Source organism: Desulfurellaceae bacterium, from assembly GCA_021296095.1.
Lineage (GTDB): Bacteria > Desulfobacterota > Binatia > Bin18 > Bin18 > JAAXHF01.
In genome coordinates, this window is sequence record JAGWBB010000092.1 from 1 (window position 1) to 10611 (window position 10611).

Sequence of the window (10611 nt, forward strand, 5' to 3'; positions counted from 1 at the left end):
CCTCCAGCAACTCTCGCATGTCGAGAACCGGGCCGCACGGCACGTTGACCTCGTTGAGGAGCTGCATGGCCTCGTACTTGGTGTGGTGCTGGGTCCATTCCTCGACCATGGCGAAACACTCGTCGAGATGGGGCAGGCGGGCCTCCGGCGTGGCGTAGTCTGGGTGGCCGACCAACTCGGCACGTCCGATCAGCTTCATCAACGGCTCCCAGATCTGAGCCTGCATGACCACATAGATGTAGTCGTTGGGGCCACCGGGCTGACATTTGAGGGCCTTGCCCGGGTGGCCACCCCCGGACGCGTTGCCGGATCGCGGTACCGCCTCGCCGAAGGGCTTGTGGGGATATTGGGGATATTCTTTCAGGGGCCCCTGGGCGAGCCGCTGTTGGTCGCGCATCTTGACCCGGCACAGGTTCAGCACCGCATCCTGCATGGCGACCTCGACCCGTTGGCCACGTCCGGTTTGCTCCCGCTGGAAGAGGGCCGCCAGAACGGCGGCGACGAGGTGTATCCCAGTTCCCGAATCCCCGATCTGGGCGCCCGTCGCGGTCGGCGGGCCATCCTCCCAGCCGGTCGTGCTCATCGCCCCACCCATGGCCTGGGCGACGGGCTCGTAGGCCTTGCAGTCCACGAACGGACCGGAGCCGAAGCCCTTGCCCGAGGCATAGATCAGGCGGGGATTGATGGTCTGGATGACATCCCAGCTGAAGCCCTGGCGGTCCATCGCGCCGGGGGCAAAATTTTCCACCAGCACGTCACACACCTCAATCAGCTTGCGGAAGATGGCCCGGCCCGTGTCGGTCTTGGTGTTGATGGTGATGCTGCGCTTGTTGCAGTTGAGCATGGTGAAATACAGGCTGTCGACGTCGGGCAGGTCGCGGAGTTGCTGGCGGGTGATATCACCCCGACCCGGCAGTTCGACCTTGATGACATCGGCGCCCAGCCAGGCCAGGATCTGGGTCGCAGAAGGCCCCATCTGGACGTGGGTCATGTCCAGAACACGGATTCCGTTCAAGGCTTGTCCCATGCGTTTCCTCTGGGTTACGACTGAATAAAATCCCGGACCAAGCCTGAGACGCGGCCCAGCTGCTCCAGCTGGGGCAGGTGACCGGCCTGCTCGATCATTTCGATCCGCGAGCCGGCAATCCGACTGCCAAACTCCTGGGCGTAGACCGGGGGCACGAGCTTGTCGTCGTTGCCCCACACGATCAGGGTCGGCGACACAATCCGATGGATGCGCTTCTTGAGCCCCTTATCCGGGATTGGCCAGATAAATTTTCCGGTACAGGCCAGGGCCCAAGTCAGACGAATCTGGGCGTCCTGAGCGGCCCGCTCGTCCTCGGGCACATGCAGCAGCTGCTGGGCGAGCGGGCTGCTGGGGTCGGAGAAGGCGGCCTGGACCACCTCTTCCATGGGCAGAATCATCCAGTTCTTGACCGGGCTGTCGTCCCGCCACAGGCCGACCGGACTCAGCAGCACGAGTTTGCCGACCCGCTGCGGATAGCAGGCTGCAATCTCCGCCCCGACCATCCCGCCAAACGAATGGCCGATGAGCGTCGGGTTGTGCAGGCCGAGTTGCTCGAACAGCTCGTCGTAATACAGCACCAAGTCCCACAGATTATCCAGGGCCTTGATGCCGTCCGGGTCGCCGGCGGTGGTGCCGGGATGCTCGGGCGCGTAGACCGTGAAATTTTCGGCCAGCCCGTCCAGAAACGGGTCCCAGTCGAGCCCGTAGGCGCCGTGCAGGAACACCACCGGCGGGCCGCTGCCGGCGATCTGGACTTTGGGCTTGATCTGGTCTTTCCAGACGCTGACGCTGCGTTCGTGGACTGCCACCATGTGTCCGTCTCCTTACAGCGCGGCCAGCGTCGACTGGCGCTTGGTGCGCAGCTTTTCCGGCCACCAGTGGTTCTCCCACTCAGCGTCCCAGGTGTCGTGGAGGTGGGGCATGACTTCCCGGGTGAACATGTCGATGTTCTTGAGGGTCAGCTCGTGCGGCATTGAGCCGATGTGCAGCAAGACCATCAGGTTGCCGATGCGCAGGTTCTTGATGGCATCGGTCAGCAGGTCGCGTACGGTGGACGGGCCGCCGGCAATCACAAAGCCCTCATCGACAAAGTCCTTGAACTTCCAGTTGGGAATGTCATCCAGCTTGTCAAAATAGCTCTTGAAGATGCCCTTGCGGACGTTGTTTTCCAGGCTCCGGTAGTCCTGATGACCGGGTGGGAAAAAGAATTCGGGCGGGATGTGCAAGGACTTGTTGTAGAAGTACTGCATGTGCTTTTCGTACAGCTGTTCGGCTTTGGCGTCGGATTCGGCCACGGCCACCAGTTGCAGAAAACCGGCCCGGAAGGGGTTGGGTTCGATGCCGCGCTCGTCGATGAACTGCCAGAAGCCGTCCATCACGCCCCGGCCGGCCTTGGGCCCGTAATAGCTCAAAAAGCAGTAGCAGTGGTTGTGTCGGGCGGCAAACTCCCAGGTGCTGAGGCTGCCCAGTCCCGGCACCCAGACCGGCGGGTGGGGCTGCTGGATGGGCCGCGGCCAGACGTTGACCATGGGCAGCTGGTAGTATTTGCCGTTCCAGGCGAAGATGTCCTCGGCGGTCCAGGCTTTGAGGATCAGGTCGTGGGCTTCGTAGTAGCGCTCACGCTGCTCAATCGGGGTGATACCCGCGCACAGGGTGGCGTCCATGGCCGTGCCCAGCGGCATGCCGGCAACCAGGCGGCCGCCGCTGATGGTATCCAGCATGCCGTATTCTTCGGCCACCCGGGTGGGTGGGTTGGTCGTCGGCAGGGTGGAGCCCATTTGGACCACCGCCACGTCCATGCCGTTGGTGGCCCGGGCCATGACCGAGCCCATCAGGTTGGGGTTTGGCATAAAGCCATAGGCGTTCTGGTGATGCTCGTTGACGCATATGCCGTCCATGCCGGCTTTTGCCGCATAAATCAGCTCGTCCAGCGTCCAGTTGTAGTATTGGCCGACCTTTTCGGCATCGCCCAGTTCGGTCCAGGGCGGGTCAACCCAGACGGAGTGGTAGCGTTGTTCAAAGTCGTCCGGCAGGTCCCGGTAGGGCATCAGGTGGAACATAGATACCTTCATGGCGAGCCTCCTTTGGCGGTGTCGGCTAGACCATACCAAGTGTGTGGCGTCTTGACTAGGCGCGCATCAGGCCACAGTCGTGAAAGTCGATTCAGGAACGGCCCGGTTCTGCGCGGGGTGGGCCGGACAGCAGGAAATCTGACCAGCTGACCGCCGTCAAGCCTAAACGTGTGGCCAGTTCTTCAGCACCCACGGCGGTAATGACCAGGGGACGATAGCGGGGATAGCGACGGCAGAACTCGAGTAAGCCGCGCAACTCTGCGGACTCGAAGGGACTGGTTTTGATCTCGATCGCCCACGCGCCCCAGCTCCCGTCAATAACCCCATCCACCTCAAGGGAGTCTTCGCGCCAGTAACGGACCCGCTGGCCCGTATTCCAGGCATGGGCCAGGCAGGCGTTCTCGACCCAGAGTCCAAATCGAGCCGGGTCATGGTTCGGGTCTGGCGGACCAAGGGGGTGGAGAGCCGACATGATCGCATTATTCAGGACGAGCAGTTTGGGGGGAGCGGCTCGCCGCCTATGCTCCCGCCTGCTGAGCTTTTCCAAGCCTACGACCAAATAGGCTTCTTCAAGCAGGGCCAGGTAATGGGCGATGGTTTCCAGGGCGCCCCGGTCTTGGAGTTGGCCCTGGAGCTTTTGGAGTGAAACGATCTGGGCCGGCATACTGGCTGCAAGGGCAAAGATCTGGCGCAGCAGGCCCGGACGACGAATCACCCCTAGGGCCAGAACATCCCGTCCCATCGCAGGCTCGATAATGGCATCCCGGATGTATGCACTCCAGCGCCCACGGTCGTCCACCAATGGACAGGCTCCAGGGTAGGAGCCAAGCTGTACGCTCAAGAACGCCGCTCGTTCAGAAGAAAGCTGAAAGCTGTGTCGAAGGGCCGAGGCTGACCAGTGGCTTAAGGTCAAGCGTTCAAAACGCCCGGCCAGGCTCTCCCGCGCTCCGCTCCCGAGGCGAAGGGCCGAGGAGCCGGTGACAACCACATGGAGCGGGATGTCTCGGCGTCGGAGACGATCATACTGCCCTTTGAGTCGAGCGCTCCAGTCTGACACATGCTGAATTTCATCAATGAACAGCACTCCTGTGCCGTGGCGACACGCTGCTTCGGCCTCAGACCAGGCACGTTCCCAAAAGCCGGGAAGATTCGCCTGGGGGTCGTCGCCTGCAACATAGCTCGTGGCTTCGCCGAGCTGCGCGACCAAGTCGAGGGCCAGGGTTGTCTTGCCTACCTGTCTCGGGCCGGTCAGGATCTGGATCCGTCCGGGAGCTGGTTCCTGAAGGCGCTGTAATAACACCTGCCGGCACTCGAAGTAGTCCAGCCTGAATTCTTTGTCGATCATACTCGAATAATTATTCGAGTCTGTCTGTATAATCAAGCTGGGACGGGATGTCTGACACTCTCTGATAGGCCGACCCTATAGGCCGAAGATGGCGGGTTGGCTCTAACCCAGAAATGAGTTTCCGCCCTTTTAGCCTTGTCCATCGGAAACCAGAGGCGAGCCTGGGTCGGGCCGAGATCGTCCAGCAGTTCTGTGCTGTGTTGGCCTTGCCGACTACCCTGGAGGATTGTGTGGGCGAAGTTCCTCGCCCACGCGGAGCAGCGTGTCTAACCTGCGCGCCGGTGCTCATGGCGCGTCGCATGATGCGGCCTGTTGCGCACCTGTCCGCCGGGTCGCTTGGGCTTCTGGTTGACCTCGGGCTCGAAGCCCGCAACCTGCCGGCGTGGGATGCGTGAGCCGATCATGCGTTCGGTCGCGCGTAGCCAGCCGGAATCGCCGACTGTCACGAAGGTGCAGGCCTCTCCGTAGCGCTCAGCGCGGCCGGTACGCCCGAGGCGATGGGTGTACGCCTCGGGGGTGTTCGGGACATCGAAGTTAATGACGTGGGAGACGCCGGCCACGTCGATGCCGCGCGCTACGATGTCCGTTGCCACGAGGATGTTGTGGCGGCGTGAGCGGAAGCTACGCATGGCTCGGTCGCGTTGGGACTGGGACAGATTTCCCTGGAGACCGACGGCCCGGTGGCCGGCCTGGTCGAGCATCTTGGCCAGACGCCGGGCGCGGTGCTTGGTGCGGGTGAAGACGATGGCCGAGTCGCAGTTGTCTTGGGTGAGTACGTGTTCGAGCAGGGCGTACTTGCGCTGCTCGGCGACGAAAACCAGCGCATGTTTGACGCTAGCGACCGGCGCCATATTGGCTAACTCGACGACATGCGGAGTCTTCAACAGGTCGTCAGCCAGCCCTCGGACTTCTTTCGGCATAGTGGCTGAGAACAGCAAGTTTTGCCGGCGAGCGGGCAGCGCCCCGAGGATCTTGCGAATACCGGGGAGGAAGCCCATATCGAACATATGGTCAGCTTCGTCGAGCACCAGGGTTTCGACTTGGCCGAGGCGGAGGATTCCCTGCTGGAGCAGGTCGAGGACGCGGCCTGGACAGCCGACTACGATCTCCGGGCGCTGACGCAGCGCACTGATCTGATGACGCATTGAGACACCGCCGTAGATGGTGGTCATCTTGAGGCGGGTGAACTGCGCCAGGGTCCGGATTTCTTCCGTGAGTTGGCTGGCGAGTTCCCGGGTGGGGGCCAGCACCAAAGCGCGCAGGCCCTGACGGCGTTCTCCGAGGAGCCGGTTGAGCAGGGGAAGTGCGAAGGCCGCCGTCTTACCGGTGCCGGTCTGAGCCAGGCCGAGTACGTCACGGCCGTCGAGGCTGGGGGGAATGGTTTTGACCTGAATTGGCCAGGGAGTTGCAAAGCCGGCGACGTGGATGCCGCGTATAAGGGCTTTGTGGAGTCCGAACTGATCGAATGTAGCTGGGGCAATTGATAGTGAATCAGACATGAATGGATGAATCTCCATCGTGGGCGCGCAGGGTACTCCTGTACGCCACGACCGTCTTTTCCGACCCAAACAACAGGGAAAGGGAAGAAGGGTTCTTTTTTAGCGGAGTGCCCTCGGAGGAACGAAGAGGGCCTGCTGTTCGCCGCTGTCGAGCGAATGCTCAACCATACGGGCTAGGCTATACCGTCCGCGCGATTTGCGCCAGCCCACGGGCTCAGGTCTTATTTTTGAAGGCGGCGAAATCTCGCTGCATGACGGAATCGACCGCGTTGACCGCCGGACGCTCACCGACCAGGTGCAGGTACTCACCAAGGCCGGGCACGTCATCCGTAATGTCCCAGTCGTAGATGTGTGTGGTGTGCATATTGGTGAAGCGCAACTCGAAATAGGCGGTCAGGTCGGCGAAGGTGAACGTGTCGCCAGCGATATAGGGCGCGAAGCGGGCCAGCCGCTTGAACGCCTGCAGGCCCTTCTCCAGCTCCGGCCGGACGTGTTCATAGGCGGTCTGGTCAACCGGCGCGCCGAAGTACACCGTCGGCAGATGGCGCCGGGCCGGGGTGTCGAGATACAGCTCGACAAAGCGGATGATTTCTTTGGTTTTGGCCCTGGCCCAGGGATCGCCGGGATACAGCGCCGGCTGGGGCTGGATATCTTCGAGATAGTCGAAGATGACGTTCGTCTCGCTCAGGGGCGTGCCATCGACCTCGATGTACGGCACCTTGCCCATCGGGCTGAGCGCCAGCACCTCGGGCTCCTGGCTGGGCATGATCGAGACTTCCTCAAACGGAACGTTTTTCTCGACAAAGGCCGCTTTGGCCGTGCTGAAATAATTGCTCAGGGTCGTGCCGTATAGCTTAATCATGCTGCGCCTCCTGTGGGAAATGCCTTGCCGCTGCGGGCCGGACCATCCTAGCGCAATCCGCCGTCCGAGGCCAATGGGAGCCACAGAGTGGGAGCACGGTGTAAGCTGACCCGCCCGATTGACGCTCTCAGCCCTCAGTCTCCGGGCTCATCTGGGAGCTGAGCACCGTGCCACACGCCTGCGATCCAGACGGTGTTCTGTTCTGGACGGTAGAAAAAGCGATACGGAGCAATAATAACTTCCCGGTAGGGCAGTTCTGGAAACTCGGGAATGATTCTGCCGGAGTCTGGAAATTGGCCGAGCCGACGGAGAATCTGCTCGGCGCGTTGGCGGAACTGTCTCGCCGTTCCTGGGTTATTGTGACGGATGCAGGTAATGGCAGCCAGGAATTGGGCCCGAGCAGATGGCGTGAATTGAACGGTCACTCGTCTTCAGCCTCAAGCAGGACATCGGCCTCGGCGAGCACTGTGTCCAGGTCAATACCATGCCCTTCAGCCATTTCTTTTTCTCCCTGAGCGAGGAGCCTGAGTACTTGCCGTTCAGACTCCGCCCGCTGGTAGGCTTCTGCACTCAGTAACACTGCTGCGGCTCGTCCTCGTTGAGTGATGACAAACGGTTCGTGAGACTGGCTCACTTGCTTCAGCACCGATGCAGCATCTTGGCGCAGATCGGTAACGGGTATGATACGGGGCAACCTCGGCATAAAAATCCTTTCCAGGACGTTTGGATGTATGCTTAAGTGTAGTATCAGACGTACGATTGAGCAAGAGCTTAGGCGAGCTTGGATGATGGCATGTGGCTCCGAAAGTCCTGATACTATGTCTCAGTCGCCCTCGAACAGCGCCTGGACGTGGGGTTCGGGCAGCCGCCGGGTCGCCTTGGAGACCACGAAGGTGAACGTTACCGAGACGAGTTCGCCGAGCGCCGCGCATGAGAACGGGCTGGGGCCTTCGACGTACAGCCAGGTGACGCCGGTGTGCAGCAGGCCGGGCGAGAACCAGGCTGGGTCAAGCAGCTGGGTGTGCAGAATGAAAAAGGTGACAAAGCCGCTGACCAGGCCGGCATAGGCGCCCGCCCGGGTGACGCCGCGCCACAGTGCGCCGACCACCAGCGGGCCGGCAAAGGCTGCCATCAGGCCGCCGTTGCCGATCCACACAATCAGGGCGATGTTGGTCTCGATCAAGGCCCAGGCCAGGGCCGTACACAGCAGCAGGACGACCCCGGTTGACACCCGGCTGATGAGAAGAACCGTACGGTCGAGCCGGGCGGCGCTGGGCGGCCGTTTCAGGCGCGGCACCAGGGTGCGGCGGTACAGGTCGTTGGCGATAATCTGGGACGAGGAGATGACCAGCCCGTCGGCGGTGGACATGATGGCGGCCAGGATGCCGACGCCCACCAAGGCCGCCAGCCAGACCGGAAACAGCTCAATGAACAGCAACGGCAGGGCCTGATTCGGGTTTGCCCCCTCGGCGTACAGCGCATCGCCGAGCAGCGCGCGCGCCAACAGGCCGGCCAGGCCGAGCATGCCCAGCGTCAGGCCAAACGTAAACGCCAGACCGACGAACGACTGCTGTTGCCGCGTGTTCTTGAGCGCCCAGAGTTTGTTGCCCAGGTGGGGCAGCAGCCCGAGCGGGATATGGGAAATCAGAATCGCAAACACCGACCACCAGGAGTGATACAGCGGGGTGTCGGCGTTGAGCAGGCCGACCAGATCGGCGTCCTGGGCATTCAGGTTATCGACCAGCCCCAGCACGCCCCCGCGACCCGCGTCCAGACCGAAACCGGTCACGAACAGGCCGATCACTACCGCCGCGACGAGCAGCATCATGCAGCCTTGGACCCCGTCGGTCAGGATGTCGGCGTGTGCCCCGCCCAGCACCACGTAGACCAGCAGGACCGCTGCGGTGATGCCCAGGGCCCAGACCGGAGACAGGCCCAGCAGAATCTCGAACATGACCAGGCCGGACACGAGCTGGCCGGCCAGATAAAAACACAACAGCAGCGAAAACATCGAGACCAGGACGCGAATGCCGTCGGACTGATAGCGGTCGCCGAGGTACTCGGGGATGGAACGGTTGCCGAACCGATGTCCGGAGGCGGTGATCAGGCGCATGGCGATCAGCACGCCCAGATAGACGCCGGTCGGATACAGGAAGGCGCCCCAGACGGTCGGCAAGCCCCACTCGTAGCTGAGAGCCGGGCTGCCCATGAATGTCGCGCCGCTGGCGGTCGTGGCCGCAAACGCCAGCGCCAGAAACAAGGGCCCGTACGACTGGCGCGCGGTGGCAAAATCGTCGGCGTGTTTGACCCGCCGCTGGGCCAACACGCCGATGGCCAACATGCCGCCGATGTAGACGACGAGAAAGAGCCATGACCAGGTGATGAGCGTCATGTGTGGTGAGATTAGGCTGAATGCGAGACGGGGAGGAAGTTGATCTCCAGTCGATAGCCGACTGCTCCTGCATACGCCTCGATTGTCGTCAGCGTTGGCGAGACCGGTGAATTCACGTTTTCCAAGCGGGAAATAGCACTCTTGCTGGTATGGAGCCGTTCCGCCAGTTCTTCTTGGGTCAGGCCCGCCGCTTTGCGCAGGGCAATCAGCTTTCTGCGAAGGGCATAGGCGGGGGAGAGTGTCTCATACTCTGCTCTGACTTCTGGATCGTTCAGCGCCTTTTGCTTAAAGCTGGCCAAGCTTGGACGGGTCATTTTTTGGTCTCCTGCGTTCTCGGCAGGTTATCATATGTGATAACCTCGGCAAGGCTGTAATGATTTTCCGAAACCCCCGCCTTGGGAGGACGTGCAGCTTCTCCCTGATACAGGGCAGACCGGTCGTAGGGGCGGGGTTAAAACCCGCCCCAACACCCACCACGCCGCAAAAAAAAGGGAGAGGCAGGGCCTCACACCGTCAAGGAAGAAATTTGTTCTGCTCTTAGAAGTTCTAATCCAGACCTAAATTGTGAAAAGGATAGAATCAACAGTTCAGGTGAAGACTACCCCATCAATGGGGTGGCCAATAGCCGGAGCGCAGTAATCGCGGTCTGCTCGCGTAGTTCTCGACTGTGCCACACGCGAATAATCAAAAGAGTATAACTCATTGTCACTTTTTACGACCAAATCAACTTACACGCCCTCGAACAGCGCCTGAACGTGGGTCTCGGGCAGCGGCCGGGTCGCCTTGGAGACGACGATGGTGAACACCACCGAGGTCAGGCCGGCAATGGACGAGCAGGAGAACGGGTTGATGCCCTCTATATACAGCCAGGCGACCACGTCGTGCAGTACACCGGGTGCAAACCAGGCCGGATTGAGTAGCTGGGCGTGCAGAACCAGAAAGCTGACAAAGCCGCTGACCAGGCCGGCATACGCCCCGGCCCGGGTGACCCCGCGCCACAGAGCCCCGAAGACCAGCGAACCGGCAAAGGCCGACATGATGCCGCCGGTCCCAATCCAGATAATCAGCATGACGTTGGTTTCAACCCAGGCCCAGGCGATGGCCGCACAGACCAGAAGAACGACAAGGGTCGCTACCCGGCTGATGTATAAGACCTGGCGGTCGAGTTGCGCCTCGCTGGGCGGATGCTTCAACCGCGGCGCGATGGTCCGCCGGTAGAGGTCGTTGGCGATCGTCTGCGACGAGGACACGACCAGCCCGTCGGCGGTGGACATGATGGCGGCCAGCACGCCGACCCCGACGAGCGCCGCCAGCCAGGTCGGAAACAGCTCGATGAAGAGCATCGGCAGGGCGTGGTTTGAGGTCGCCCCCTCGGCAAACAGGGCGTTGCCCATCAGCGCCCGGGCCAGCAGCC

At 61.8% G+C, this 10611-nt stretch carries 11 protein-coding genes; all 11 read right to left on the reverse strand.

Annotation, left to right across the window (positions count from 1 at the left end; genetic code table 11):
* Window positions 1–1027 (reverse strand): formyl-CoA transferase (gene frc / locus J4F42_18245; protein ID MCE2487459.1); only part of this gene is annotated, 1027 nt, incomplete at its 3' end.
* 14 nt (window positions 1028–1041) lie between these two features.
* Window positions 1042–1839, reverse strand: coding sequence for an alpha/beta hydrolase (locus tag J4F42_18250; protein MCE2487460.1), 798 nt, complete (start codon window positions 1837–1839; stop codon window positions 1042–1044).
* A 12-nt stretch (window positions 1840–1851) separates the two neighbouring features.
* Window positions 1852–3099: an LLM class flavin-dependent oxidoreductase gene (locus J4F42_18255; protein ID MCE2487461.1), complete on the reverse strand. Its 1248-nt coding sequence runs from the start codon at window positions 3097–3099 to the stop codon at window positions 1852–1854.
* 91 nt (window positions 3100–3190) lie between these two features.
* The gene (locus J4F42_18260) at window positions 3191–4444 is read right to left on the reverse strand and encodes an ATP-binding protein (protein ID MCE2487462.1); all 1254 of its coding nucleotides are present in this window, start codon (window positions 4442–4444) and stop codon (window positions 3191–3193) included.
* A gap of 266 nt (window positions 4445–4710) precedes the next feature.
* Window positions 4711–5961, reverse strand: a complete 1251-nt coding sequence (locus tag J4F42_18265) for a DEAD/DEAH box helicase (GenBank protein ID MCE2487463.1) — start codon at window positions 5959–5961, stop codon at window positions 4711–4713.
* Between the two features lie 196 nt (window positions 5962–6157).
* A complete protein-coding gene (locus tag J4F42_18270; protein ID MCE2487464.1) occupies window positions 6158–6805 on the reverse strand; it encodes a glutathione S-transferase in 648 nt (215 codons plus the stop codon).
* Between the two features lie 134 nt (window positions 6806–6939).
* Complete coding sequence (locus tag J4F42_18275; protein ID MCE2487465.1) at window positions 6940–7230, reverse strand: type II toxin-antitoxin system RelE/ParE family toxin; 291 nt, start codon at window positions 7228–7230, stop codon at window positions 6940–6942.
* Entirely contained in the window at window positions 7227–7508 is a 282-nt protein-coding gene (locus J4F42_18280) for a type II toxin-antitoxin system Phd/YefM family antitoxin (GenBank protein ID MCE2487466.1), read from the reverse strand. Before J4F42_18280 ends, J4F42_18275 begins: the two co-directional genes overlap by 4 nt.
* A gap of 120 nt (window positions 7509–7628) precedes the next feature.
* Entirely contained in the window at window positions 7629–9197 is a 1569-nt protein-coding gene (locus J4F42_18285) for a sodium:solute symporter family protein (GenBank protein MCE2487467.1), read from the reverse strand.
* 11 nt (window positions 9198–9208) lie between these two features.
* Complete coding sequence (locus J4F42_18290; protein MCE2487468.1) at window positions 9209–9511, reverse strand: helix-turn-helix transcriptional regulator; 303 nt, start codon at window positions 9509–9511, stop codon at window positions 9209–9211.
* A 414-nt stretch (window positions 9512–9925) separates the two neighbouring features.
* Window positions 9926–10611, reverse strand: a 686-nt coding sequence (locus tag J4F42_18295) for a hypothetical protein (GenBank protein ID MCE2487469.1), incomplete at its 5' end; no start/stop codon positions are given.